Source organism: Curtobacterium sp. AB7 (assembly GCF_044909335.1).
Classification (GTDB): domain Bacteria; phylum Actinomycetota; class Actinomycetes; order Actinomycetales; family Microbacteriaceae; genus Curtobacterium.
The window spans coordinates 1-23,498 of record NZ_JBIYED010000014.1 but is presented as its reverse complement, the minus strand read 5'-3'; the positions used below and the strand labels follow the sequence as shown (position 1 = coordinate 23,498).

The 23,498-nt window shown below is 67.6% G+C and carries 30 protein-coding genes; 7 read left to right on the top strand and 23 right to left on the bottom strand.

Going from position 1 to position 23,498, the window contains the following annotated elements:
* Positions 1–47: 47 nt before the first annotated feature.
* Positions 48–695: a TetR/AcrR family transcriptional regulator gene (locus tag ABH929_RS17920; protein ID WP_404562195.1), complete on the bottom strand. Its 648-nt coding sequence runs from the start codon at positions 693–695 to the stop codon at positions 48–50.
* A 272-nt stretch (positions 696–967) separates the two neighbouring features.
* Between ABH929_RS17920 and ABH929_RS17915 the strand changes: the two genes are divergently transcribed.
* Entirely contained in the window at positions 968–1,411 is a 444-nt protein-coding gene (locus tag ABH929_RS17915) for a GNAT family N-acetyltransferase (RefSeq protein WP_404562193.1), read from the top strand.
* A 104-nt stretch (positions 1,412–1,515) separates the two neighbouring features.
* Here the strand turns inward: ABH929_RS17915 and ABH929_RS17910 are convergent, their stop codons facing one another.
* The 5 genes from ABH929_RS17910 to mobC form a co-directional block, all read right to left on the bottom strand.
* Positions 1,516–2,268, bottom strand: coding sequence for an ANTAR domain-containing protein (locus ABH929_RS17910; protein WP_404562192.1), 753 nt, complete (start codon positions 2,266–2,268; stop codon positions 1,516–1,518).
* Positions 2,265–2,543: a hypothetical protein gene (locus ABH929_RS17905; RefSeq protein ID WP_404562191.1), complete on the bottom strand. Its 279-nt coding sequence runs from the start codon at positions 2,541–2,543 to the stop codon at positions 2,265–2,267. Before ABH929_RS17905 ends, ABH929_RS17910 begins: the two co-directional genes overlap by 4 nt.
* 1,081 nt (positions 2,544–3,624) lie before the next feature.
* On the bottom strand, positions 3,625–4,500 hold the full coding sequence (locus ABH929_RS17900) for a hypothetical protein (RefSeq protein ID WP_404562190.1): 876 nt from the start codon (positions 4,498–4,500) through the stop codon (positions 3,625–3,627).
* Between the two features lie 39 nt (positions 4,501–4,539).
* Positions 4,540–6,129, bottom strand: coding sequence for a relaxase/mobilization nuclease domain-containing protein (locus ABH929_RS17895; protein ID WP_404562189.1), 1,590 nt, complete (start codon positions 6,127–6,129; stop codon positions 4,540–4,542).
* On the bottom strand, positions 6,129–6,443 hold the full coding sequence (gene mobC / locus ABH929_RS17890) for a plasmid mobilization relaxosome protein MobC (RefSeq protein ID WP_404562187.1): 315 nt from the start codon (positions 6,441–6,443) through the stop codon (positions 6,129–6,131). The genes ABH929_RS17895 and mobC overlap by 1 nt, the downstream gene beginning before the upstream one ends.
* Positions 6,444–6,802: 359 nt before the next feature.
* Here mobC and ABH929_RS17885 point away from each other — a divergent pair, with 359 nt between their 5' ends.
* From ABH929_RS17885 to ABH929_RS17875, 3 genes are all read left to right on the top strand, one after another.
* A complete protein-coding gene (locus ABH929_RS17885; protein WP_404562186.1) occupies positions 6,803–7,165 on the top strand; it encodes a hypothetical protein in 363 nt (120 codons plus the stop codon).
* Positions 7,166–7,493: 328 nt separating this feature from the next.
* The gene (locus ABH929_RS17880) at positions 7,494–8,549 is read left to right on the top strand and encodes a hypothetical protein (RefSeq protein ID WP_404562185.1); all 1,056 of its coding nucleotides are present in this window, start codon (positions 7,494–7,496) and stop codon (positions 8,547–8,549) included.
* A gap of 296 nt (positions 8,550–8,845) precedes the next feature.
* Complete coding sequence (locus tag ABH929_RS17875; RefSeq protein ID WP_404562184.1) at positions 8,846–9,073, top strand: hypothetical protein; 228 nt, start codon at positions 8,846–8,848, stop codon at positions 9,071–9,073.
* Between the two features lie 11 nt (positions 9,074–9,084).
* Here the strand turns inward: ABH929_RS17875 and ABH929_RS17870 are convergent, their stop codons facing one another.
* The 10 genes from ABH929_RS17870 to ABH929_RS17825 all read right to left on the bottom strand — a co-directional run bounded on the left by ABH929_RS17870 (position 9,085) and on the right by ABH929_RS17825 (position 13,891).
* On the bottom strand, positions 9,085–9,900 hold the full coding sequence (locus ABH929_RS17870; RefSeq protein ID WP_404562182.1) for a Fic/DOC family protein: 816 nt from the start codon (positions 9,898–9,900) through the stop codon (positions 9,085–9,087).
* 3 nt (positions 9,901–9,903) lie between these two features.
* Positions 9,904–10,107, bottom strand: coding sequence for a hypothetical protein (locus tag ABH929_RS17865; protein WP_404562181.1), 204 nt, complete (start codon positions 10,105–10,107; stop codon positions 9,904–9,906).
* Between the two features lie 24 nt (positions 10,108–10,131).
* Entirely contained in the window at positions 10,132–10,554 is a 423-nt protein-coding gene (locus ABH929_RS17860) for a hypothetical protein (RefSeq protein ID WP_404562180.1), read from the bottom strand.
* Positions 10,551–11,150 carry a hypothetical protein gene (locus ABH929_RS17855; protein WP_404562179.1) on the bottom strand — a complete coding sequence of 200 codons (600 nt, stop codon included), beginning with the start codon at positions 11,148–11,150 and terminating at the stop codon, positions 10,551–10,553. The genes ABH929_RS17860 and ABH929_RS17855 overlap by 4 nt, the downstream gene beginning before the upstream one ends.
* Complete coding sequence (locus ABH929_RS17850; RefSeq protein WP_404562178.1) at positions 11,147–11,395, bottom strand: hypothetical protein; 249 nt, start codon at positions 11,393–11,395, stop codon at positions 11,147–11,149. The genes ABH929_RS17855 and ABH929_RS17850 overlap by 4 nt, the downstream gene beginning before the upstream one ends.
* Before the next feature lie 17 nt (positions 11,396–11,412).
* A complete protein-coding gene (locus tag ABH929_RS17845) occupies positions 11,413–11,868 on the bottom strand; it encodes a hypothetical protein (RefSeq protein WP_404562176.1) in 456 nt (151 codons plus the stop codon).
* Entirely contained in the window at positions 11,868–12,116 is a 249-nt protein-coding gene (locus ABH929_RS17840) for a glutaredoxin domain-containing protein (RefSeq protein ID WP_404562175.1), read from the bottom strand. Before ABH929_RS17840 ends, ABH929_RS17845 begins: the two co-directional genes overlap by 1 nt.
* Before the next feature lie 354 nt (positions 12,117–12,470).
* Entirely contained in the window at positions 12,471–12,932 is a 462-nt protein-coding gene (locus ABH929_RS17835) for a hypothetical protein (RefSeq protein WP_404562174.1), read from the bottom strand.
* Between the two features lie 120 nt (positions 12,933–13,052).
* Positions 13,053–13,604 (bottom strand): LPD29 domain-containing protein, encoded by a 552-nt coding sequence (locus ABH929_RS17830; protein ID WP_404562173.1) that lies wholly within the window; start codon positions 13,602–13,604, stop codon positions 13,053–13,055.
* An 83-nt stretch (positions 13,605–13,687) separates the two neighbouring features.
* A complete protein-coding gene (locus ABH929_RS17825; protein ID WP_404562172.1) occupies positions 13,688–13,891 on the bottom strand; it encodes a hypothetical protein in 204 nt (67 codons plus the stop codon).
* Positions 13,892–14,594: 703 nt separating this feature from the next.
* Here ABH929_RS17825 and ABH929_RS17820 point away from each other — a divergent pair.
* Positions 14,595–14,729, top strand: coding sequence for a hypothetical protein (locus ABH929_RS17820; RefSeq protein ID WP_404562171.1), 135 nt, complete (start codon positions 14,595–14,597; stop codon positions 14,727–14,729).
* 191 nt (positions 14,730–14,920) lie between these two features.
* Here the strand turns inward: ABH929_RS17820 and ABH929_RS17815 are convergent, their stop codons facing one another.
* On the bottom strand, positions 14,921–16,411 hold the full coding sequence (locus ABH929_RS17815) for a ParB/RepB/Spo0J family partition protein (protein ID WP_404562169.1): 1,491 nt from the start codon (positions 16,409–16,411) through the stop codon (positions 14,921–14,923).
* A 101-nt stretch (positions 16,412–16,512) separates the two neighbouring features.
* Positions 16,513–16,905 carry a DUF3846 domain-containing protein gene (locus ABH929_RS17810; RefSeq protein ID WP_404562168.1) on the bottom strand — a complete coding sequence of 131 codons (393 nt, stop codon included), beginning with the start codon at positions 16,903–16,905 and terminating at the stop codon, positions 16,513–16,515.
* Between the two features lie 421 nt (positions 16,906–17,326).
* Here ABH929_RS17810 and ABH929_RS17805 point away from each other — a divergent pair, with 421 nt between their 5' ends.
* The gene (locus ABH929_RS17805; protein WP_404562167.1) at positions 17,327–17,548 is read left to right on the top strand and encodes a hypothetical protein; all 222 of its coding nucleotides are present in this window, start codon (positions 17,327–17,329) and stop codon (positions 17,546–17,548) included.
* A gap of 622 nt (positions 17,549–18,170) precedes the next feature.
* Here ABH929_RS17805 and ABH929_RS17800 read toward each other — a convergent pair.
* Together ABH929_RS17800 and ABH929_RS17795 are read right to left on the bottom strand one after the other, a co-directional pair.
* Positions 18,171–18,560, bottom strand: a complete 390-nt coding sequence (locus tag ABH929_RS17800; protein ID WP_404562165.1) for a helix-turn-helix domain-containing protein — start codon at positions 18,558–18,560, stop codon at positions 18,171–18,173.
* Positions 18,561–18,581: 21 nt separating this feature from the next.
* Positions 18,582–18,794, bottom strand: coding sequence for a hypothetical protein (locus tag ABH929_RS17795; protein WP_404562164.1), 213 nt, complete (start codon positions 18,792–18,794; stop codon positions 18,582–18,584).
* A gap of 606 nt (positions 18,795–19,400) precedes the next feature.
* Between ABH929_RS17795 and ABH929_RS17790 the strand changes: the two genes are divergently transcribed.
* Positions 19,401–19,745 carry a TetR family transcriptional regulator C-terminal domain-containing protein gene (locus ABH929_RS17790; RefSeq protein WP_404562163.1) on the top strand — a complete coding sequence of 115 codons (345 nt, stop codon included), beginning with the start codon at positions 19,401–19,403 and terminating at the stop codon, positions 19,743–19,745.
* Positions 19,746–19,773: 28 nt separating this feature from the next.
* On the opposite strand, the gene ABH929_RS17785 is transcribed toward ABH929_RS17790, so the two are convergent.
* The 3 genes from ABH929_RS17785 to ABH929_RS17775 form a co-directional block, all read right to left on the bottom strand.
* Positions 19,774–20,415: a GNAT family N-acetyltransferase gene (locus tag ABH929_RS17785; protein ID WP_404562162.1), complete on the bottom strand. Its 642-nt coding sequence runs from the start codon at positions 20,413–20,415 to the stop codon at positions 19,774–19,776.
* Positions 20,416–20,971: 556 nt separating this feature from the next.
* The gene (locus tag ABH929_RS17780) at positions 20,972–22,600 is read right to left on the bottom strand and encodes an IPT/TIG domain-containing protein (RefSeq protein ID WP_404562161.1); all 1,629 of its coding nucleotides are present in this window, start codon (positions 22,598–22,600) and stop codon (positions 20,972–20,974) included.
* 309 nt (positions 22,601–22,909) lie between these two features.
* On the bottom strand, positions 22,910–23,176 hold the full coding sequence (locus ABH929_RS17775) for a hypothetical protein (protein WP_404562159.1): 267 nt from the start codon (positions 23,174–23,176) through the stop codon (positions 22,910–22,912).
* Between the last annotated feature and the right edge of the window lie 322 nt (positions 23,177–23,498).

Below are 23,498 nucleotides of genomic sequence, written 5' to 3'. Positions count from 1 at the left end.
GGGGTGACTCTCGCGAAGGTAGCGCGGGCGGGTGGCGAGCGTGCGGATCAGAGGATCCAGCCGAGGTCGGGGGCGGTGTATTCCTCAGCCCAGGAGTGGCGGAGTCTGGTGGCGGCGCGGTCGAATGCTTCGAGGAGGTCGAAGTCTCGCATCATCGCTTGCACCTGGAGGCCTTCGTAGATGGCGAGGAGCTGTTCCGCACCGCGCGCGGGTTGCATCGTTGCTGGTTCCCGGCCGGCGGTGATGTCCAGGCCGAGGGCGTGTTGGACGTACCCGAACAGGGTCACGTACTGCTGGCGGATGTAGGAGTGTCCGGGGTGGGATGGGTTGGACGCGGCGCACAAGATCGCCAGCTGCAGACGGGTCAGCGCCGGTTCGTCCAGGTTCACTTTCACGAGCTCTCGCAGGAACGGCACGGCGCCGCGCACGAGGGCAACATCCCAGATGCCCGCTTGCCGGCCGCTCATCCACCGTTCCATCGTCGCGATCACCAATCCATCCCAGGATGGGAAATGCCGAGTCACTGCGTCGAGCGTGACGCCGAGCTCTGCCGCGACCTCGTCGTGGGTGGCTGCGTGGTAGTCCAGCCGTTTGAGTACGCGGATGGTGGCCTCGACGACGTCGATCCGGTCGGCGACGACGGCGGGTTCTCCGGTGAAGTTCGAGGTGGGGATGTCAAAGGTGGTGGTGTGCATGCGAATCGTCCTTGTGCAAGCGGAACCGGCGCGCCTCCTGCGCACCGCGGCCGGTAATCGACCCGTTCCAGTGTGACGGCGGCGGATGGGTCGTGCGCAGGTCGGGTGTGCCCCAGTCTTGGGGCGTGCGCACGGGTGTTGAGGAGTTCGCTAGATCCTCTAGCCTCCGCATGCAGGAGCGGGGGATCTCTGACCACGAAGAGGAAGTTTCCGTGATGTCGACTGCAGCTGTTGCCCTGTCGCCGGTTCAGCCAGCGCTTGGAACGATGCACGTGGGGTTGGAGCTGTTCGACTCGGAGGCTGCGATCCGGTTGCGCGCGGCGGGCCGTGTGGAACATGCTCGTCGCACGGGCGTGCGCAGCACGTCCGCTGCCGACGCGGACGACCGCCACGTCTTGGTCAATCTCGTCGCTCGGGATGCCACCGGGGCGGCGGTCGGCTGCGGCGCGTTGATCCCCGCTGGCGAGGGCGTGGTCGAGTTGCACCGATTCTTCATCGCCGCCGATGCGCGCACCACCACCGCCGGCAGCGCACTCCTCGCCGCGATCGACGAACATGCTCACCGACTCCACGCGCCCGCGGTGGTGTACGAAACATCGCCGCAACTGACCGACACGATCCTCATGCTGCAGCAGCACGGCTACACCCAGATCACCCCCTGGCGACCACCGAACGACCGCATGGCCACGGTCGCGTACGCACTCGAACTCCCCTGATCCCTCTCCGCCTCACGTGGAGGACCGGCCATCGAGACGGGCGCACGGCGCTGCACTCCTGCTGAATGAGCGCCGTGGGACGGGCTTGCGTGCCCTCGCGTGGGTCACGGCTGACGGGTGTCGCCGGTAGTCGGAGTGCCGAGTGTGATCCGTCCGGCGAGGACGGCGAGAGCGACTTCGGTGAGCGGGAGCTGGTTGCGGCGGGCGTGATCTCGGAGCAGGGTGAACGCGGTGTCGGTGTCCAGGAGATTGCGGCTCGCGACCCATCCTTTTGCTTGTTCGATGACCTTGCGGCTCTCGAGTGCGGCCTGGAGTTGTGCTTGCGTCGTCACGGCGGTGTCGAGTGCGCGCTGTTGGGTGATGGTGATGGCTGCGATGTCTGCCAGGGCATGCGCTGCTGCGGCGTTGGCGAGGTCGAACGGCTGTGCAGTTCTGCGGAACAGGTTGAGGGACCCGATGGCGGTCGTCCGGAGTCGCAGCGGCATCGAATGCACCGCCGCATAACCCGCGTCCACGGCTGCTCGGCAAAAGTGCGGCCACCGGCCCGCGGCACTTGCAATGTCGGGAACGGACACCACCGTGCCGGTGTGTGCCGACTCCAGACAGGGGCCCTCGCCGGTTTCAAGCTGCAGGAGCTCGAGCAACCCGCTGTGATGCCCGGCAGACGCCGCGATCTGCAACCGCTGCGACGGTTCGAACAGCATCAGCCCCGCCGCATCGGCGTCGAACAGCGCCACTGATTCATCCACCAGTACCTGCAGGCGTGTCTCGTGGTCCTGAGTGCTGGTGACATTCTCGACAAGCCTGATGATCGTGTGCAGCAGGCGGCGTTCCCGGTCTGCGGCGCGTGGCGTCACGATGTGTGGAGCGCGTGGGTTCGCCGGTCGAGTTCGACGACAAAGGACGCATCGTCGCTCTCGAGGGCATCGTCGGCGGCGTGAACGGAACGGATCCGGTTCGCCGGCCCGACGGACATCCGCTCCAGGATGATGTGGCCGTCAACATCGATGGCGGGGACCTCGACGTCGTCGGCACACCACGCAGATGTCAACGACGTGAAGTACCGCATCAGTGCACCAGCCGTTGCGCTGCTGACGAGTACGGCTCGTGTCTCATGGAAGAGGTATCGCACGTCGGCAGTTCCGTTCGGATTGTCCGTCGCTTGCTGACCGAAGGGGCAGGAGAACGGTGCGGGAACGACCGAGGTCCGGGGCCGGGTGAGAGGCCAAGCTATGCCATCTACCAGAGAAGCGTCGCATGTGACGCTGGTTCAGCTCCTCAACAAGCGGAGCACAGCACCCCGGCGATGCTCACCCGGGACCGGTGAGGTTGGCGGAACTTAACGGTGCGCTCGACCCTCGTTGGTTCCCGCGGCTACAGGACTGTCCTGGTCATAGGTGCGGGAGAGGACGGGGTCCGAGCGCCGGGAACCGGTCGAAGGTTTCCTGGCATCGTCTGCAGAGCTCCTGGCAGGGGGACCGTGGCAGCCGACCTGCGCCAACGGGAAAACCGCCCAGCGATCAGCAGTGCGCGCGAATCCCTCTGCCGCGTGCATCACATACTCTCGTTCGGCCTCGGCTGGGTCGGTATCGAGGCGCGCGGTGATCGGACAAAGCTCGGTCCGCTCCGAACGTCGGGAGGACTTCCGGACGATGCTTCCAGTGGGTGTCGAGACGGAGCGATCAATGAACGGTTCAACCTACGAGAGTGCACCCGGTGTGGAACCGGTACGAGTGCAGACGCTGCGGGGGCTTCGACGGCGGGCAAAACGAGGCCAATACCTCGAACCGAGTGCGTCAACGTTTCGCGATTTCTTCACCGACGTCACACCGGCATCACACCCTGCCAGTAGCCGGCGGTTCCGATGACGGCCCCCGAACGGTGCGGCCGGCCGCGGCGTCATTCCACGTCGTCAGCGTTGGGTCCTGAGCGGTCCGATGCTGCCCATCGTGTCCGGTGGGAAGCTGGCACTGCTGCCGGTTGAAGGTGCTCTGGCAGCGGGGCTGATCCACCCCTGGAGCATAGGTGGCTCGGAGCAGTGTTGAATGCCTGGCGCGTGCCCGGCAGGCTTTGCGCGCTGCGGGAAGGGCACCCCATGCACCCCGCCGCACACCAGCTGACATAAGATACATTATCGGCACGTTGTCTAGCTCGATCGGAGGTCTGGGTCCGCGCGGTGGCCTCATCGATGGAGGTGCTCACACGCTTCCGGCTCAACGTGTCCGGGTGGCTTCGCGCCCCCGGTTGCGCGGCTTCGTCCCGGTCTTTTCTGGCTTCACCTGACCGGTGGCCGCGGCCGACGCCAGCGAGTCACGAATGGTCATCGGGTAGCTGGCGTCCACCGTCGCGCGTGCCTGCTGCGTGGCCGTCAGCGGCCGCGCGATGTCCGAAGCAGACATCGCCGCACTAGCAGGCGTCGCGGGCTCTCCGGGCTCACCTCCGGTCGCCTGAGAGGCGGTAGAGGCGAGCTGGTCGGTAAGTATTGCCGCGGTCGCCGTGGTGTCCGCACCTGCCTGCAGCGCGTTCGCGTCCTGTAATTCGACGGTTGCGGACGTGAGAGCCTGCTCGCTGCCGTCGACGAGATCCGCGTGCTTCTCCGGACTGGTCACGGCGGCGGCTTTAGAGGCGAGATCATCGGCAACGCCGGCGTCCGCATCGGAGGACTGCTGCCGGGCCGCAACAGCATCGTCGACCGCGTCGATCAGTGCCCTGCGTCGTCCGCTCACGTCGCCGGCGTGCGTTGTACGGAGCTCGTCCAGGTCGATCCCGTAGCGGCGCTCGAGGTTGCCGCGGACGGTGTCGTACATGTTCTGCCCGTGCGGGACGTCCGGGCCGGCAGCGACGATGACGTCCACGGTGTTGGCAACACGCTCACCGTTCGCGGAGGCCCAGAAGTCGGGGCTGCGCACAGCCTCATGCAGCTCGCCCATCCGCTGCTGCAGGAGACGCCGCTGCTCGTCGTGCTGAGCACGGGTCGCTGCGTCCCGTTCGGCCTGCTTCCGCGACGCGTGCTCGCGAAGTTGTCCGAGGGCCATCAAGGCCGCTCGGATCACGCGATCGACCTCCTGACCAATCTCCTCTTCCGACATAACTACTCACCCTTCCCCTGCTGTTCGGCGGTACTGGTCTCAGCGGCCCTGGCCACGATCGGTGCCGCGGCCGCGACGCGGCGCACGCGTCTGCGACTGTGGCTGAACCGGCGCCGGCCCCTGCCGGGCCGAGTCGTTCCAGCCCATCGACTGCGCCCACCGCTCCCATGCGGCGTTCGCCTCCGTCGTAGACGCGGCGAGACGCTGCGCCTCGACGAGGGCTGCACGCTCGCGGCGTGCGTCGGCGACCGCACCCGCGGTGCGGGATGCCTGTCGGAACACTGCCGTCCACCCAGTTCGCGAGCTCGTCGACGTCGCCCGGTTCGCGAGCCTGGCGGAGTAGGCCGCGTCGCCGCGCTGCACCTTCGGCTGCCGACGACGGCCCCGTCGCGGCGGCTGCGCCTCCTGCGCAAGCTCGTTCGACGTCTCCGCCAGCGGCCCGTGCACTGCGCGCTCCGTCAACATCGACAGGCGCGCGTAGAACGCTGACGCTTCCGCCGGCGACATCGACGCAGTCTGCGGTACCCCAGAGAAGTCCGGCAACACCGTCTCGCCGTACTTCTCGTTCAGCTGCCGGATCTCGTCCGACGTGGGCCGCTTACCGAGCGACGACGGCATGTCCTCGAGCTGCTTCTCGACGCGTCCGCGCCGGTTCCAGAACACCACGGCGTCTCCTTCCGTTCGAGCGTCAGACTGCCACTGTTCGCGCAGTTGCCCCAGACCCAGATTCCGGTCGAGCTTCGATCCGGCGAACCAGATCGGTGCCTGCCGAACACCGTCAACGATTTCGGGGACGATCGCTGCGGAGTAACCCACGACACGGTCGGAGTTCTCCTTGTCGAATCGTGGACGCACCAACACACGGTGCTGGCGGCACTGATCGATGAAGGACACCTCGTCGGTCGCGACCGCCAGCGAGGACCGCAGCCGACGGCGCAGCTCGTCACGTTGAGTGACCCGGTCACCGTCGCGACGTGCCCGCTCGAGCTCTGCAGGCGTCACACCCCGCAGCGGGGACTTGTCCTGCTCACGGGAGGCCAGCACCGTTAGCCCGTACTTGTGCTCGAGCTCGTTCGTGAGTCGCTGTGCGCGACGGAAGTCGTCGTGCACGCGAGCCTTCTCGCCGTCCTCACGGACCAGCGACACCGCGATGTGGATGTGGTCGTTCCCGCCGGCGGACTCGCCATGCCGGATCGCAACCCACCGGCACGAACCGGCACCGTCCGCATCGGTAAAGCCCATCCCGTCGACGAAGTCGCGCGCGATGTCACCCCACTTCGCATCCGACAGGGGACCCTCGTCGGCCTTGATCGACAGCGACGCGTGCCACACGTGCGCGTCTCGCTCACCGACCTTCACCTTCTTGCCGAGCGCGTCGTCCCACTCCTTCACCGGCACCGTCACCCGCGTCCCGTACACGCGGCGCGGCATGTCCAACAGGTTCGCGATGTCGAGAGCGTCGTCCATCGTGAGCTCGCCCGCCGGGGTGTCATGCACGATCGCGTCGTGGCCAGCCACGACGTGCGGGTTGGTGTGCGCGTTGGAGTGGTGATGCGCCTCCCGAGTCGACTGCCCCACCAGGTACGCCAGCAGCCCGGACGCCCGATCGCCGCGCGTGATGTTCGGCATCATCGGGCGTACTCCTCAACGAGGATCCGATCGATCCGATCGCACAACGTCCGGATCGCACGCAACGTGTGCGGCAGCTCACCCGCGATGCCCTCGCCGGCATTGGCGAGGCGCGCGATCTGGTTGAGGTTGTTCGAGTTCGCCGACAGCAGCCGGCGGATCGTCAACAGGTCCGCGACCCGGTCACGGCGCTCCGTCACCGTCGCACCGGACGGTTCCGCCAACGCACTCTCCAGCAGCAGCCGCGGAATCGTGATCCCGCCGGCAGCGTGCGCCCGACCGACCAGCGCCGCCTCTTCCTCCGCGTTCACCATCACCTTGTGCGGGATGTTCCGCGGACCAGCACTGGTGTTCGCTCGCCGGCGCCTGGAACGCGCCCGAGCCGAAGGCACTGCCTCTGCCATCAACGCCCTCCAGCCCAGTGCAACGAACCCGCCCCAAGCGGGGACCGGTAGGCCCAGCCTGCCGCATCTGCCCCCGGAACGGAAGCAGATCAAGCCACTTACGGAACGTAAGTGTATAGCTTGCTCCGCACCAACACGGCGCCGAGCGCCTTCACCTGCGCAGCAGGTGCGGTCTTCAGCAGGGACGGTACGAGCATCGCGAGTCCGATGTTCGGCGCACGTCGAAAATGTGTGACCTTGCGCGCGCGAGCCCGTCTTTCACTGGATGCATGGCAACCAGATACGACCTCGACGACATCACCCGCCGCGCCGAAGAAGCGCACCAGCAGCGCCTCGCAGCGCTCCGCGACACCGTCACCGCCGCAGACGCGGTCGCCGACGCGGAAGCGCAGCTGCAGCAGCTGCGCGCAGACCTCGACACCGCCGTGGCCCTCGCCGTCGACGCGGGATGGAACGAAGCCGAACTCGCCAGCTTCGGGCTCCCCGCGGCGTCAGCGAAGCCGGCCAAGCGGCGCAGCACCGGAGGCGGAACCCGACGCCGCAACAGCGGCCGAAGCCCCGCCACCCCAACACCCATCAACCCCGACAACAACACCGACCACGCGGGCAGCGACGAAGGGGTCGCGGCATGAACGCCCAGGCGTCGACCGCGACGCCTGGCACCCGCTCTGACCGCCACCAGCACTGACGACACGAAGGAGCACAACCATGTCTGACCCTCAGCCGCGACGCGGCCTCCTTGGCCGGTTCCGTCGACAGGACAACGAGCAGCAGGCCACCACGGCTCGGGACGCGCACGCCGCGTCGCTCGCGTCGTCATTCGGTGAGCTCGCCCGCGCCGACATGTCCATCGGACGAGTCGCCGCCGACCGGCGCGACGTCAACACGACCACGGGCCGCGTCACACCGGACCAGATCGCGTCCGCCGCCTCCGAGCGAGCCGCAGCACTCGACGACACCATGCACAACCTCACCGTCGGGTCCGCCTCATCGGCGTACGCAGTGCGCGTCGCCGCCGACGCATACGGAGAGTGGCAGCACACCGCACCCGACGTCACCGACCGCGCCGAACGCCTGTACGCCGCAGCGCACGACGACGTCGGCGCCACACCCGTCTCGTCGCTGCCCGAAATCGGCGCGGCCGTCGACACCGTCCGGTTCGACTCATGGGCGCGAAGCGCCGTCCGCTCCGGCCTCATGAGCAAAGAGTCCACCCAGGACGACCTGTCATCCGGGATCGTCGATCCGGCCGACCTCGACGGCTACGTCGACGCCGTGCGCGAAACGGTCAACTTCGCGATGGACCGTCTCGAACACGAGCCCGGAAGCGCCGGGACCGCAGTCGAGCTCGCAGCATCCGCCTACGCCGAACACGGCGCAGCCACCAATGCCGAAACGCTCTACAACGCCGCACACGAAACCGCCGGCATCACCCCCGCCACACCCCTCAGCACCCTCGTCGCAGAAGTCACCGCCGCGAACGAAGCAGCCGACGCAGCCGCAGCAGCCGAGTACAGCAAGCTCTGGCAAGAACAACAGGCCCCGACCGTCGACCTCGACAACCCACGCACCAACACCGGTGAACTGATCTCCCTCGAGGTTGACCAGCACATCAGGCAACTGACCCAGAACTGGGTCGACCTCGTCCGTCAACCTGGACGCGATGTCGACGCCAACAACGCGTATGCGGCATTGGTAGCCGAGGTGGACAACCTCGATCTCAACGACACGTACCTGGACCCACGCGCCGCGCTCCCCAAGCCCGCCGAACTGATCGAACAGCTCGGCACGATCGACCTCCCGAACACGACCACGGATACGCCGGCGGCGAGTGAAACCGGAGGCGCTATTGCCGTGACGCCGCAGGCTCAACGGGGACCGGTGAGCTCGTACCCGATGGACGTCGCGTCATCGCTTCGGAGCGCGGCGGCTACGCCGACCGCGCCCGCGACGCCATCGACCGCGCCGACTCGTCCAGCGTCGTCGACGCAGCGCGCCGGCGGTGCCGAGCGATGACAGCTACGCCCGACCCGGCCACCGGGAACCGGTGACCGGGCTGCGTTCCCGTCGCGGCCAGCAGCTCGCCATCGCCGGCGCGCTGCTGGCCGCCATCATCATCGGCGCACTCCTCGCTCCAGTCGTGCACCCCACCGAGGTAGCACCGGCTCCGACGCACTCACCGACAGGACAGCCATCGGAGGGCGAGTCATGACGACGAAGACCGATGGCGGATCGCTCGGCCGCGCGCCCACGCGTGGGTGCAGCGCCGCACGTTCCCCACGCCACATGCCCCGGTGCGGGAGACTGCAGCTGTGACCGTGAACCCGACCGTGATCATGCGGTGCGACCACCCCGGCTGCACCGCAACACTCGTGCCCGCCTACGACGGCGAAGACGTCGACGGGGTTCGACTGATCGCCCGTGAACAGTCCTGGCTGCCCGCGAACAGCCCAGAGGGCCGGCGGCGCGGGTTCGTTGACCTCTGCCCCGCCCACAGCAGCCCGGTCGCCCTCTGGCGGGACAGCCAGCCGGGCACCTGAACCGTCGAGGGTTAGTCCCGGCCGTGCGACCGATCGATCCGCGGCTGCTGTGCCCCCGTCGACGGCCGTGTCGGCCGATGGTCGGTTCCTGCACTGGCGCGCAGCGGCTCCGTGATCGTCATCGGGTACGACGCCCCTCGCGCAGGGAGCGTGCGCGGTAGCGGTGTCACCGCGTCGCCGAGGACGTCCGCGAGCCGGTCTGAACGGCCGGTGGCTTGGCTGTAGAACCGCGCCGCGACGAACCGGTCTCGAAGCGGCTCCCCAACTTGGAACGGTGCCGGATCCAGGCGGTAGCCGGCGTGCTCGGCGAGCTGCTGGAAGAACACGAACTGCGCCCGGGTGTTGCCCTCTCGGAACGAGTGCACCACGTTGAGCTCCGCCCACCGCTCTGCCAGCTGGTCGACGAAGTCCGTTCGTCCCAAACCGGTGAGATGGTTCGCGGCGGCGAGCTTGCGGTACTCGCCTTCCGCGGCGTCTGCCACCTGCGGGCCCGGGTAGTACCCATACGGGACGGTCGGCGCTTCGGGATCCCCGATAGCGAAGTTGACGACGTCCGGGCCGCTCTTGCTCATCCGCCCATCAGGACCAACGCGTTCCTGGCCGGCCCACTCGTAGACGTCTTGGAAGATCCGGCGGTGGATCTCCTTCATGTGGTCGTAGTCGAACCGACCCTGCACCGGATCCTCGGCGAGTTCGACGAGCCGGACCTGCGCGGCGAACTCTTCCTTCGCGGCGAGCTCCGCCGTGTCGGTGGCACCGAGCTTGTTCCGGAGAACAGTCGTGCCCGGGATGAAGTAGTCATCCCAGGCACGGAAGGTGGTCGGCACGGATCAGCGGGCGTCGATGTGGGCCATTCCAGCAGCGATCGCGTCTTCCGCGGTCATGGTGCCCTCGGCGACGCGGCGGCTGTATTCGCGGAGGATCGGGTCGGTGACCTGGTGGCCGGCCGCGCCGAGCGCAGCGTCTGCGAACAGCAGACGGCGCTCTGCCTGGGTCGCCGGGACGGTGCGGGTGCCGGGTGCCGTGGTGCTCATAGTCGCGTTCCTCCTGGGTGAATTCTACCGCGGATTGGCCTGCTGAACAGGGTCTACCGGTTCGTCATCGTCGGGGTCGTCCCAGTGCAGGAGCCGGGTCGCGGCGCCCTGGTAGCGGCCCTTGTTGGCGTGGATGGCGCAGTCGTGGTTGTCGTGGTCGTACGCGGCCCGGTAGTACCGGTCGGCGTCGAAGTCCGCAGCGTTGAACGCGTTCTGTGCGGCGTCGACCTCCGCTTGCCGGGACTCGTAGCCCCATCGTTGCCCTTGCCGGAAGATCGCCCAGTCCCGTGGGATGAACTCCCCCATCGGGATCTCCGCAGCGCCACCGTCCGCCGGCGGGGCCGCCAGCTCATCGAGATCAGCCGGTGCCGCGAATGCGTCCGGCATCAGCGGGGGCCGCGACGTGGCTTCCCGTGCGAACGCGAACGCGCGACGCTCGGCGCTCACCGGTTCCTCCCCCGTCGACGGCGGCCGCGCAGATCAACCCATGCCAGGCTCCCGAGGAACAGCACGATCAACGACTGCACGCTGACGACGAAGAACAGCCAGGAGGCGATCGGTCCCGACGGGCCCTGCGCGATGGTGCGGACTGTCAGCAGCAGCATCGCGATCGCGACAACCAGGAACACCAGCCCCCGGACGCGGCGACTCTTCGCGAACACGATGCGTTCACCGGTGCGGTTCTCCCACCGCGACAGCATCGTCCGGGCTGCCGCGATCGCCGCCCGCGTGTCCTCGTCCAGTCCACCGCGACTGGTGAGCTCGTCGATGTTCGCAGCAACCGTGGGGAAGAACACTCCGGGCCTTGTGCGGGTGACGTTGCGGAACTCCTGCCGGAGCAGCTGCCTGCGACGCTCCGCCGGCACAACCCCCGACAGCACCAACGCAGCCCGCACCCGGTACCCGTTCGTCAGGCCCGTCGCGAGTGCGAGCACCTCCACGGCCGGCGCAGCCGGGTCGAGGATCCCCTCGGCGCGGTCGTCCTCCTGGTCGGAGTGCAGGAGCGCCACGACTTCATCGACCCGCATCTGCTCGGCGCTCATGACTGCGGAAACGCCAGCACGATCAGCGGCGGGGCGGCCGTGACCACTGCGATGAAGAAGGCCAACGTCGCTGTCGACGGGAAGCTGCCGAGTATGGACACGTGCTCGTCCGGGTCCACTTTGCGGAGGACGAGTGAGGCGATCCCGATGCACAAGAAGACACCCGTGACGATGAAAAAGCCCCAGATGGGCACGTCGAAGTGGCCGACGGGCACTGTCGCCGAGAGGTCAGCTGCTGTCGCCATGGTTCTAGTCTCCTTGCTCAAGCGCGGGCGCCGGCGTACTGAGGAAACATGCGGTCAACCGCCGCCTGGTGACGGTCGGCGCGGTCGTGGTCGCCGCGGGTGCGGGAGATCTCCGCGAACGTCGGACCCGACGCAGATGGTTCAGCGGGTGCAGGTCGGCGGCTCATCTCCGCGTAGAACCGGTCAGCGTCGTGCTCGGCCTGCTCGAGGCGGGACCGCAGCTCGAGGACCTCCGCCATGAGCGCAGGGGCGGCCATCTGGAACCCGACCATGTAGCCGGCCTCCCACACCTGCCGCTGCTCGTCGGACAGTTCCCATTCGCGGACGTTCTCGGTCGGGTCGGCGGCGGCCTGGTCGATGGCACGGAACGCGGCCACGGTGTCGCCGGCGTAGAGCTCGTCGACGGCAGCACGGGTCGCCGGCTGGATGACGTCGGGGCGGACGGCGGTCGGACGCTCGAGGGTCATCGTCATCACGCGGCCGCGCTCGAGGCGAGTTCGCTGATCTTGTCGGGGCGGAACCCGCTCCAGGAGCCGGTCTCCGTGTCGGTGACGACGATGGGGGCGTTGGTACCGAGGGTGGTCTTCCACTTCTCGATCTGCGCCTGGTCCACGTCGTCGAGGATCATCTCGGTGTACTCGATGCCGGCGGATGCGAGAGCACGCTCGGTGGCCTTGCACATGCCGCAGAACCCGGACTTGGTGTAAACCGTGATGCTCATCGAAATCACCTTTTCGTAAAGTTTGTGATGCCGGGGGCCCCTCCCCCGTTGCATGCTTCTATTCTATAACATGCGGACCTATACGGGTAGCCTTTTCCGCACATTCTTCTACTATTTTTACCAGGCGGCACTACTGTTGGCAGGTTGTTGCATATGCATTATCTGGCACCAACGCTTGACGTTTATGAACGCACGGCTGGGGCATCGATAACCGCGGGAGGACTGGCTATCCCCTGGCGCATTAGCGCCGTTCTGCTATTACCGGCACCCGATAGCAATAGCGTGCTGCGCATTCTCTAACTGTGTCGTCCCGGCGCTGTTCACCATGTCGCCGACTGCCACCGCCCCGGCGGGTCAGCCCGCAGCGGGGTGCGTGGTGCTGGTCGCGATGGTCTCCACGGTGATGTCGTCGTGGTCGCACTCCCAGAAGGACATGCGCACGTCGTTGGCGATCGATTCGGGCAGCTGCTCGTTCGTCCACGCCGTCGACGGGAACGACACCGTGACGGTGACCGTCGTCATGGGGGTTGTGGAGGACGGGCCGTGGCCGGCGCCGCCCCACTCGTACTGCCACGCGAACGCAACCTGTCCGACGGGGCCACCGTGATAGCGGTCGAACACGGCACGGTGCTCATCGTCCGTGTGGCCCGGGCGACGCGTGCAGATCCACTGGGTGCCGTCGACGTCGTAGGTCGTCGCACCGCACACCGGCACGCGGGGATCGACGTCCGCGCCAGGTGCCATATCCGCGGCCGGAGCTTGCGGGTCGGTCTGCTCGTCGGTGAGGTGGGTGGGACGTTCGTAGGTGATGAACATGGGGTGCGCTTCTCTCTAGGCTGGTTGGGGCGGCGGGGATGCACGTATGGGTACGGGACATCCCCACCGCTGCTGTCTGGGCCGCGTCACTTCCTCCTCGAAGTGGCGCGGCCCTCCCGGCTACTGGTGGGCCGGGGTGGGAGTGAGGTCGACGCGTTCGAGCACGAACCGGACCGCCGACCACGCCGACAGGGTCGGGTACGGCCAGCAGCGGCCGCCGGCGCTGAAGTCCTCGGCTCGGCCGTCGGTCAGGTCGTGGTGGCCGCCCAGGGTGCCGTGCTCGTCGCAGAGGACCAGGTGCCGCATGCTGCTGTCCTCGCGGATCATCCGCTGCGCGGCCAGATGTCCCGCAGGCGAATAGCCCCGGGTGATGATGATGCCGTCACAGGAGTACCGAACCGCGGTCGGCATCTCGTCACCGTCACCCGCAACGAGGGTCGTGCCGTTGTCGTCGTAAGAGTCGGTCTGCCCGTTGAACGAACGCCCCTCAAACCGGACGGTGATGGCCTGCACCTGCTGATGGGTCGGACCGTCGTCGTAGGAGACGTTGATCCACGCAGCCGCAGTGCCGGTGGAGCAGCGCACGGAGAACTTCACGCCCGGAAACCGGGTGCGCAGTTCCGTGCGGAGCAAGGCCGCGACGGCCTTCGTGGGGACGATGGTGGTAGTCATGGTGGTGTCCATTCCTTTCGAGGGGTGCAAGTGGGCGAGTGATGGCGGCCGGGACCAAATTCGACTTGGTCCCGGCCGCTTTCTCACTCCCCGCCGTCGTGCGTGAAGGTGTCGACGAACGTGGTGAAGTGCGGACCTGCCACCGAGGCGGTGTGGGTCAGCTGGTAGCCCTGACGGGCGCGGACCCGGAGGTCTTCGTCCCGCTCGGCGATCTTCGCCAACTGCCGCGGAATGTCGTTCTCGTCCACGACCGGAACGATGGTGGTAACCGTGTCGATGTGCTGCATGTGCTTTTTCCTTCCCTCTCGTTGTTTTGCCGTGAAGGCGACTTGTCGCCGCTAGGACGAGCGCCCGGAATGCAACCGGTCGTGGAATATATGGAGGGGACCCGCTTGCGGGGAGGGGCCGTTTATGCCGCGAAAGCCGGTTGCATTCCGGGCGATCGTCCGTACGCTGCCGAAGGCTTCACGGCAAACCAACGGGCCGCAGGCCCAGACAGTGCCGGCGCAGCCGGTTCCGCCCGGAGCGCAGCGACTCCCGGCCCTGGCCGGAAGCCCTGGGCTAGTCACCCCATGAACGAGCACGCAGGACGCCCCGTCACGCGGCCATGCCGGTGCCTGTTCCGCGCGTTTGGCATGCTCGAAGCCGAGACTTTGTGCAAGACCGCACGAAGTGAGGCACAATCATGCGAGCGCATCGACGATGCGAGCTCAGCGCTCTGAGGGGGCGCATCGTCGATGCTGCCGTTTCCGACCCGAGGGGAGCCGGCCTATGTTGCTGCGGAAGCATGCTGAAGAGATGCGTGACATGTACGCGAACGAGATCGCTGCTGCTGTCCACGGCGGCGAGCCGCCGTCACCGCTGCAGGTGGAGTCATGGGCGCGGTACGACGTCGCGGCACGCGGCGGAGATCCCGCGGCCGCGTTCCCGCCATCCTGATCCGGGCGGACCTGGCTACTGCCGGAGGCGGGCAGGGTCACGCTCACGGGTATGCGTGATCGCGACGACCCGGACCTGGATGACCTCGAGTGGGTGTTCGAGGACTTCATTGAGGACCGCGACACCATCGAGCGGAGCACCCCGCCGGCATCGCCGCGGTGGCCGCTCAGCCGCCGGAGGCGGTGACAGCCGCGAGCTCCGTCGAGCGGCTCCGGGGTGCTTCGAGGGGGCGAAGCCCCTTCGAGTCACGGCGCAGCCGGGACGCAGCCCACGGACACCAGAACGGCCCGATGGGACATTTCCGGCCCGCGATGGGACACGAACCGGTGCCGGGTGGGCGTGAGGGCCACTGGCTACGACCCTCACGCCCGGTTCACCTACTCGGCTGCCGCGTCCTCGCCGTCCACCTGGTCGAGGTCGGGCTGGATGCCTGCGGCCAACTGCTCGACGTGGCTGAGCGGGTACCCCCACGCGGCCAACTGGTTCAGGTAGCCGCGGGACTCCGCGTCCGGGGTGCGCCACCACTCCCGGTTCGCCGTGTTCTCGAACCCGGAGAACACGACCGCCAGCGACAGGTGCAGCCCCTTCGTGGGGTGTTCCTCGACCCACTGGGAGAGCGTGTCACCGTCCCACCCGCTCGACTCGATGCCGAGCAGACTGCGGGCGCTCACCATGCCCGAGGCGTACCGGGTGCTGGCGTGGCGGGTGAGCGCGATTGCCAGGAACCGGGCGGCGTCCTTCGGTGCGTTTTTCCGCTGCAACAGGCCCGCGATCCACTCGCGGCGGACATCGTCAGCGGCGTCCCACGCCTTGTTGTTGGCGACCAAGACCCGGCGCGCGGCCTTGCGTTCCTCAGCCTCGGCGGCGCGGTCCTCGTCGGACTTCTCCGCCTCCGGCGTTCCACCGACCGGGATGGCCGGGCGGAACGACTGGTAGCGGGCGTGGTGGGCGTCCGGCATGGTGCACACCTGCACCGGCTCCGGCGTCCCCCACTCGCGGACGTGCCACGCAGCCCCCGCGCACTCCGCGTGCGCCTCCGGGTCGAGGCCGTGCCGCTCCTGGTAATCGGTCACGTCATCGGCGGCGTCGGTGAGGCGATCCAACGACTCGTAGTCGTCGTCCTCCCCCACCACCCGGCGACCGGCCTTCACGAGGTCCGCGCGCACTTGCACGCGGGCCTCCCGGCGCTCGGCGTCCTGGCGGAGCCGGGCGGCGGTATGGGTCAGTTCGTCGTCGCCGTACCCCTCCGCAATGCACTCGGTGAGTTCGGTGACGGCGTCGGCGTCACCGTCGAACTCGGCCAGCAGCAACGCCTGCGTGAACGTCGCCTGACCACTGGACACGGCGGCGGACGCCGTGTCCGACTTCGCCACGATCAGGGTCTGCTTCACGGCGTCCCGCTTGGTGCCGGTCTCGCGGGCGATCGCGGTCACGGACAGGCCCTCGATTTCCAACTGCCGGTACGCGGCCAGCCGGTCACCGTCCGTCAGGGCGGTGCGACGCTCGTTGGCGACCAACTGCTCCGCAATCCGCGCCGCGGCACTGTCGCCACGAGCCGTGACGAACACCGGCACCTCGCGGCCCGCCTCACGGGCGGCGAGGACGCGCATCTGGCCGTCACGGACCACCACGCTCCCGTCGATGTTGCGGTAGCCAATCGTCGGCAGGAGCACTCCGTGGCGCTTCACGGAGGCCAGGAACGCGGGGTCGAGGTCGGCCGCGGTGCGGACGTTGTCCTCGATCACCACATCCGCGGCGGGCACGTGCACCAGGTCAACGCCCGCCGCGGTGGGAGCCGCGTCGGTCGTGGCCCCGGGCTGAGGCTGGTCCGTCAGGTGGGTGACGGTGATGTTCTCGGTCATGGTCATGTCGTTTGCTACGCTTTCCGGTAGTGACCGGGTGCGGGTCCTGGCAACTGATTCTTGTCGGGAATTCCGCACCCGGTCTTTTCTATGGGTACTGCGGTGTCTTACTGGTGCAGTGCCGCGGTGAGCGCTTCGGCTCGGGTGAGTGCGGCGCGTGCGCGGCCGAATGCGGTCATGATCGCCGTGTACTGATCCGGCGACAGTGACCGGGTGTCCCCGGCCTCGTCGTAGGTCAGAAACAGGACCGTCCCGTACAGCGGCGACGCCGCCCGCGAACGCCCCAGCGCGACCGCTGCGACGGTGGCGAGGTCGTTGCGCTCCGCCTGGTACATACCCTCGTCATCGATCCACGCATCGATCCGGCCGTCGAGGCGGACCACGTCCACCACACGGCACCCGATCTGCTCCCGCGTGCCCTGCAGGGTGGACTGCGCCGCGTTCACCACGACGCCCTCGACCGCACCATCTGCGGTCGCTCGAATACCCATCAACTTCATTTCCTTCTTCCTCTCCCTTTCGTTGTTTGCCCGGGAAGGCACGTAGTGCCGATAGGACGAGGAGCCGGGGTGCAAGCCCAAAGCGGCGACGCTCCGAGAAGTTTCGACCGGCGCCGTCCATTGACGAAGGAGATCTACACGACGGTGCCGGTCGAAAGTTCTCGCGTGCGGCGGTGGCGACGGCTTGCGGCCCGGAACCTCGTCCGTACAATCGCCGAAGGCTTCCCGGGCAAACAACGAACCCCCTGGGGTTCGACAAGCACTGGCCGGCTCGCCGGCTCCCTCCAGTCAGGACAGGCCGCCGAAGGCGGGGCAGCTCAGACCAGAACACTCCGCCGGCACGGCGGCCCGCTCACGTCTCTTACCGCGGGCTGCAGCAACACTGGGTCGTTCCCCCGTCAGGCCGTGTTGATTGCACGGTATGAGCGAGTTCGTGCGGACCAGGCCGGGACGGAACCCGGACGATCGCGACGCGCACGGCGTCGACCTCGTCGTCGACGACACCCGCCCAGCGGTCCGGATGCTGATCCGCGGTGTGCTGCCCCACACGCTCGAGCAAGGCGGCCGCGTCTGGGCCGCCACCGCCGAGGCACACGACGGTGCCGACGGGCCGCCGATCGCGGTGTACCGACCCCAAACGTGAAGCGGCCCCGGCCTGTTGGGGGGAACAGGGCCGGGGCCTGTGCTGCTCGGACCAAAATTTGGGGGCTGATCCGAGCGGCCGCACTCGAACGTGTTGGGGGGAACAGCTCGAGCGCAACTCTACGATATCTCTAGAGCGCCTAGCGAGTCACCCCGACACGTTATGAGGCTGCTGAGACTCCACTCGATGCTTTACCGCAGTCCGCCACACCCACGCAGCCGTCGCCGCCTGCCCGCTCCCCCACTCAACCAGGACCGCGTCACCGGTCGCCGCGATCACCTTCGCCTCCACCCGGCGATCGACACCCCGATCAACGATGCGACCACGCGCATGTCCGGACAAGTCGGCACTACAGAGGACCCCGCTTCGGCGACGGACCGAACGGGGCATGCCTGGCCGCCACCCGAAGGCGGCCAGACATCCCGGAGCGACACCACACAAACGCGGTTTCAGCTGCGGAGCAGATACCCGAACCTGCTCATGAACAGAGTCAAACAGCCCTCACCACGCGCATCCATCCCCAAAACAGGGGGAACGGTCGTTCTCTCGCACCGGACTCGACGCGACACTGGTCTGCGTATCCGTCCCGGCAGCCCCAACTCCAGGGCACTCGCTGGAGCCATCAAGCCAGCAGTGAGGCGCGGGCGGCGTGTGCGGTCTCCGACGGTGTCTCACCGTACTGGCCCCGGTAGTAGGCGGAGAACCGGCCGAAGTGCGCAATCCCACTCGCCGCCGCAGCCGTTCCGACCGGCTGATACGGGTTCGCGAGGATCATCTGTCGTGCCCGGTGCAACCGCAGCACCCGGACTACGAGGGAGGGCGGCATCCCCAGATCCCGCTGGAACGCTTCCTGCAGGCCCCGTTTGCTGTAGCCGCTCGCCGCCGCGATCTCCGGCGCTGTCAGCCGCCCCCGATACCGCGACCCGATACATTCCAACGCTCGAGCCACCGCCGGCTTCTGCGCGCCAACATCGATCCCGATCGCTGCAAGCTCGTCTGACGACGTCGACATGAACCGACCGTAGACCCACGGTCACGGATCGAGGAAGCGTCCCCCGAGGACGGCCGCCGCAGCCGGCACGGTTTGCTCGAGGCGGTAGAACGCGCCGACCTCGGTTTCACCGTCGACATCGGTGAGGAAAAACGCTCCGTTCTCGAGAATCACCCGGCCGACGATCCGGTCCGTCAGGCTCTCGATGATGTCCCACTCCGTCTCCGACCGACCCCGCAACCTCAACGCGTTCACACCAACACCCCATCCCTGCCCAGCCGCGCTCTCGGGAACCGGAACAGCATGATGCTCACACACCGTCAACGCCCACCCCGACGGCCCCACCGCGTGCGGACGAAACGACACCGCAACCACGCCCGGAAGCCGGCAATCATGCCAAGCACACCGCACCTCCCAGAGCACTCCCGTGACCACCGACCCACCCACACTCCCCGTCACGTACGACATCGCACGTCCCTGACGGACCGTAACGCGCCGCGAGCACTCGGAGCCAACCCGGCAGCACCACACCGACCGAACCGGATACGCCACCACCACCCGTCCCCACCCTCGAGCAACACCGCCCGAAAGCCGATCGGGCTCGCCCCCTGTGTTGGGCGTCGGTTGAGCCGCCGTGCGCGGCCTCGGGCGGATCGTGCCGCGAAAGGCGACGTCCGAAATAGCGTGCGTATTGAGTCGTTTGCCCGGACCTAGCACTGCGCTCTGAGCAGGGGAGGTTCGTGATGGCTGTGTCACCGTCCGGTTGGAGCGCGACCTGCGGCTGCGGGTTCGGGCGATGAGCGCCGAGGGGTTCATCGACGCGGTCGCTGCGCTGTACAGCGCCGGCGATCAGGATGATCTGTGCGCACCGTTCCTGTCGGTGTTGCCGGTGATTACTACCGCACCCTGTACCTCCGGTTCCGGCAGACCATCCGCACCGCCCTCGAGCACGACATCCGTACTGGTCGAGAACCGAACACGATGGAGCCCGCCCGCGCCACGGAACAGCTCCTCGCCCTCTACGACGGCCTCCGCGTGCAAGCGCTCCTCGTCCCCGGATTCGACATCATCGAAGCCTTCGACCGTGCAGCATCACGCATGCGCCGAGGCTGGTCCGAGGACTACCGCCGTACTGACCTCTTCGAGATCCCACTCGACCGCACCCGCGAACACACTGCACGCCCCGACCTGTTCGGGACCCCATAGACCCCTACGACCTTCGCGAGAGTCACTTTCACTGAATGGTCGCGCTGATCGTCGGTTGCGTCGCCGGACGGTACATCGCGTACGGGTAGCCGTTCGCGACGAGCCCCAGACGTGCTTGATCGGTGAACCCGAAGCGCTTGTAGAGACGACGACTTCCCGGCGTTGTTGCCTCGAGGTGGGCAGCTACGTGCTCGTCATCGATCGATCCGAGACGGTGTTGGAGAAGTTCGGATCCGATGCCCCGACCGGCGAAGCGTGGATCCACCGCGATGTCCGCTAGATACCAGTGCAGCGTGTGTGGGCGGTGTTCATCGTAGACACGGGAAGCGAGCATGGTCGCAGGCAAGTTTCGCAAGCCGATCGCCCGAAGATACATCGGCAAATGACGAAGCCGCCCGAATGACGACGTCTTAGCACCAGGTGCCTCCCACACTGCTACGCCGATGACGTTCCCGACGGTGTCCTCAGCGACTTCGACGAGACCGTTCCTGAAGGCACCTGAGAGAAGACTTGCCGTATAAGACAACGTCAGGCGCTCCTCGCGCCGGCGTTGACCGGGAATCAGCACTTTCACAACTTCGTCAGACTGCAGCGCCCGCGCAAGCAACCGGGCACATGTGGTCACCTCAGAACGAACAGCTGTCCGGATCAACACCTGGCTTCTTCCCATAGCTCAAACGGTAGGCCCTCCGGATCGTGGATGCGAACGAAGCGCGCGTCGGCGGTTTCCCGTTCAGCGCAGCTCTCAACCGGAATGCCCGCTAACTGGAGACGGCTGACAAGCTCATCGAGCGCTTTCTCCCTGATGCTGATCATGAAGAGCTGATTAATGGCGAAATAGTCGCTGTCGGTGGGTAACGGTGAAGACGGTCATGCCCGAGCTTTTTGGCTGCGCGTCACTTGCAGGGACATAGTTGACTCCTTTGTCATGGCCGACCAGGGTTCGGCCTCGCTATCGCTGGCTGCGATAGCGCACAGGGTACGTCGCTGCTCCGACATGCGGGCCGGGAAGCCTAGAGCGTAGGCGGAGCTGCAGCGGCCTGATTGAGTACTTGCCCGAGGCCGGTCGCGTCGTCGTAGAGCACCTGCAACCGCTGGCGACCGGGTGGTGACGCTGGGCTGATCGCAGTTCCTCGGCCTCAGGTCTCCCGAGGCGACGGGCGTGAGGATCTCCTGACGGCGCTCCTACGCGGGAGCAGGATCCCCGGACGAGTATCGAGCGCCCGTCAGGCGCCGCTGCGTTCCCGGCGTTGTCGAGCCAGCGCGAGGACGCCGACGCCGGCGGTCACGAGCGCGAGTGCGGCTTCGATCGCGGGGGTGACGTCGGTGCCGGTGGTGGCTAGTTCGCCAGCCGACGGAGCCGCCGGTCCGGCTGCGGCGACGGTCACGGGCGTGGTCGTCGGGGCGGCGGACGGGGTGATCGGGGCCGGGTTGACCGTCGCAGCGCGCACGGTCAGCGGCGTGGCGGTCGCGCCGCCCGCGGTTCCGTCGACCAGCGTCAGGGCGGTGACGAGTGTGTGGTCGCCGATCGTGGTGCTGGCCGGGATCGTGCCGGTTACCCGGACGGTGCCGTTGGACGCGACGGTCGCCGTACCGATTGATGTCGGCGCGGAGTCGAGTCCCACCGAGACGGTCGCTCCGACGGGAAGGGCTTCGTCCTCGACGACGAGGGTGTCGCCTGCAGCGAGCGGGCGGCCGGTGGTTAATGGGCGGCCACCGGCGGTCACGATCGGCGTGAAGACGAACGGGGTAGCGTTGACGACCTCGGTGGGGGCGCCGGTCCCGGCGCTGGTGATGGCAGCGACCCGGAAGGCGGTGGGCATGCCGTTCCGGAGGCCGGCAATCGTGGCTGTCGTTGCGCTCGTGGTCGTGACGGTCCGCCAGCTCCTGTCGACGTACTGCTGCACGGCGTAGCCGGTCACCGTCGAACCGCCGTCGTCGGTGGGAGCGGCCCAGCGCAGGGCGACGTCGGCGTCACCCGCGACGGCGGTGAGGTCCCGTGGCGCGGACGGCGCGGACGGCGCGTGCGCGGTGTAGTAGGTGTAGGCGTCCGTCGCGGTGTCGGTCCCCCGCGGGGTCGTCACAGTGACGTCGGCGGTACCGGCGACCCCAGCGGGAACCGTGGCGGTCACCTCGCCGTCCGACACGACCCGCACATCCGTTGCAGTGTGACCGCCGACGGTCACGGCCGTCGTCCCCGAGAGGTCGGCGCCGGTGACGGTGATGGTGGATCCACCGCCGATGTCGCCGCGGGCCGGGGTCACGGAGCGCACGGTCGGGGCGGCCTCGAACTCGGCTGTGTACATCAGGTCCAGCGAAGGAGCCGCGTCCCAGGGCGTGCTCGTCACCTGGTCGAAGGATCGCGCGTTGAGGAAGACGACCTGTCCGGGCATGACGTCGCCCGTGGTGGGCCAGGCGCTGGAGTCAGGGCTGTCGGGTTGGACGTCACGCAGCAGGGTCGCGAACAGCACGTACTCGGAACCCGGCCTGAGTTCGGTGCCGCCGGTTCGGAACGAGACGACGTGTGCGGTCGAGTCGCCGACCAGTGTCAGCGGGTCGCTCTCGAAGAGCGCCGGCCCGGTGGCCTTGTGTCCGTCCCATGCGTAGACCTCGCCTCGGACGACCATCGGGCCGCTTGACTCGATCTGGAAGGAGAACGCGTTCAGCGCGGTCGACCGCGCCGGGGCGGTGACGGTCTGCCCGTAGACCGAAGTGAAGTACGGGCCGAACGGACTGAACGAGCTCGTCGGCGGGCCCGGGTTGCTCACCGTGGCGGCGTTCGCGGCCGCGGTCGGTCCGAACACAGTCAGCGTGATCGCCGTCACCGCGGCCGCGATCACCGGGAGCTTCTGCATGTGCGGGGTACCTCTCGTCACGGCGACGGATCGGATCCCGTACCGAGGAGCAGAGTACGGGCGCACCGTTCCGCTCCGTGCGCCACCACCCGTTCCGTCCCCAGCACAGGGGTCGCCGCCTGTCCGGTTCACGCACGGGCACGTCGGATGGTGTGGTCGAGCGCGACCCCAGCGGCTCTCCGGGCCGCGAACCGTCGGACCTCGATCCCGGAGGCAGCATGACCACCACCACGCATGCGGCAGCGCACATCGCGAGCATCGTCGAGCGGTACCGGCAGCAAAGTGCGCGCACCACGATGAGCTCGCTAGCTAGCCGTCAATATCCGTTGCTATCTCCTGCTGGCGTGGGGCGGCTACCTGATCGAGGTCAGCGTCGAGTGCTTGCGCGTCGCTCCAGATGGCGGCGAGCCGCGCGAGGGCAGCGTCGACGGCGGCGTCGGTGGCGCCGAGCTCGATGTAGGTCTCCTGCAGCGTCAACTCGTCGAACCGTGACGGTCGCCGCGCGATCACGCCGAGGATCCCCGGGGCAGGGTCGTTCACTGCTGCTGCGATCCGTGCTGGGATGAGGCTGGTCATTGACCGGCCGGAGAGGGCGGCTCCGGTCCGGGCCCACCCGTGAACGTCTAACGGGATCCTCAATTGGGACGGGCTCCGACAACATGCACGACCCTCGAACAGGTCACATTTCCCACAACAGATATTACGATGCGGTAACGGGGTACGGGGTTCCAATCTCCTCGTCGGAGGGCGCCGAATAGCTTGCAGAGACCGGGAATCACCCGGAGCGCTCACCAGCCGCACACTGCTGGTTCTCCACCCTGCACCAGGGTGTGTTCGGCGCGCACACAGCAGCCGCGCCGAGCGCGACACCTCAGCAAAGGACAGATCACCATGCGCA

Excerpts from the sequence above, each read along its gene's own strand:
- ABH929_RS17880 (WP_404562185.1), top strand. The coding sequence starts at position 7,494 with ATGCACAACCTCACCGTCGGGTCCGCCTCATCGGCGTACGCAGTGCGC.
- ABH929_RS17845 (WP_404562176.1), bottom strand. The coding sequence starts at position 11,868 with ATGACGATGACCCTCGAGCGTCCGACCGCCGTCCGCCCCGACGTCATC.
- ABH929_RS17775 (WP_404562159.1), bottom strand. The coding sequence starts at position 23,176 with ATGACCAGCCTCATCCCAGCACGGATCGCAGCAGCAGTGAACGACCCT.
- ABH929_RS17805 (WP_404562167.1), top strand. The coding sequence starts at position 17,327 with ATGAGCGAGTTCGTGCGGACCAGGCCGGGACGGAACCCGGACGATCGC.
- ABH929_RS17820 (WP_404562171.1), top strand. The coding sequence starts at position 14,595 with ATGCGTGATCGCGACGACCCGGACCTGGATGACCTCGAGTGGGTGTTC.
- ABH929_RS17815 (WP_404562169.1), bottom strand. The coding sequence starts at position 16,411 with ATGACCATGACCGAGAACATCACCGTCACCCACCTGACGGACCAGCCT.
- ABH929_RS17830 (WP_404562173.1), bottom strand. The coding sequence starts at position 13,604 with ATGACTACCACCATCGTCCCCACGAAGGCCGTCGCGGCCTTGCTCCGC.
- ABH929_RS17920 (WP_404562195.1), bottom strand. The coding sequence starts at position 695 with ATGCACACCACCACCTTTGACATCCCCACCTCGAACTTCACCGGAGAA.
- ABH929_RS17825 (WP_404562172.1), bottom strand. The coding sequence starts at position 13,891 with ATGCAGCACATCGACACGGTTACCACCATCGTTCCGGTCGTGGACGAG.
- mobC (WP_404562187.1), bottom strand. The coding sequence starts at position 6,443 with ATGGTGAACGCGGAGGAAGAGGCGGCGCTGGTCGGTCGGGCGCACGCT.
- ABH929_RS17885 (WP_404562186.1), top strand. The coding sequence starts at position 6,803 with ATGGCAACCAGATACGACCTCGACGACATCACCCGCCGCGCCGAAGAA.
- ABH929_RS17780 (WP_404562161.1), bottom strand. The coding sequence starts at position 22,600 with ATGCAGAAGCTCCCGGTGATCGCGGCCGCGGTGACGGCGATCACGCTG.
- ABH929_RS17835 (WP_404562174.1), bottom strand. The coding sequence starts at position 12,932 with ATGTTCATCACCTACGAACGTCCCACCCACCTCACCGACGAGCAGACC.
- ABH929_RS17855 (WP_404562179.1), bottom strand. The coding sequence starts at position 11,150 with ATGAGCGCCGAGCAGATGCGGGTCGATGAAGTCGTGGCGCTCCTGCAC.
- ABH929_RS17850 (WP_404562178.1), bottom strand. The coding sequence starts at position 11,395 with ATGGCGACAGCAGCTGACCTCTCGGCGACAGTGCCCGTCGGCCACTTC.
- ABH929_RS17810 (WP_404562168.1), bottom strand. The coding sequence starts at position 16,905 with ATGAAGTTGATGGGTATTCGAGCGACCGCAGATGGTGCGGTCGAGGGC.
- ABH929_RS17785 (WP_404562162.1), bottom strand. The coding sequence starts at position 20,415 with ATGGGAAGAAGCCAGGTGTTGATCCGGACAGCTGTTCGTTCTGAGGTG.
- ABH929_RS17895 (WP_404562189.1), bottom strand. The coding sequence starts at position 6,129 with ATGCCGAACATCACGCGCGGCGATCGGGCGTCCGGGCTGCTGGCGTAC.
- ABH929_RS17800 (WP_404562165.1), bottom strand. The coding sequence starts at position 18,560 with ATGTCGACGTCGTCAGACGAGCTTGCAGCGATCGGGATCGATGTTGGC.
- ABH929_RS17840 (WP_404562175.1), bottom strand. The coding sequence starts at position 12,116 with ATGAGCATCACGGTTTACACCAAGTCCGGGTTCTGCGGCATGTGCAAG.
- ABH929_RS17900 (WP_404562190.1), bottom strand. The coding sequence starts at position 4,500 with ATGTCGGAAGAGGAGATTGGTCAGGAGGTCGATCGCGTGATCCGAGCG.
- ABH929_RS17865 (WP_404562181.1), bottom strand. The coding sequence starts at position 10,107 with ATGAGCACCACGGCACCCGGCACCCGCACCGTCCCGGCGACCCAGGCA.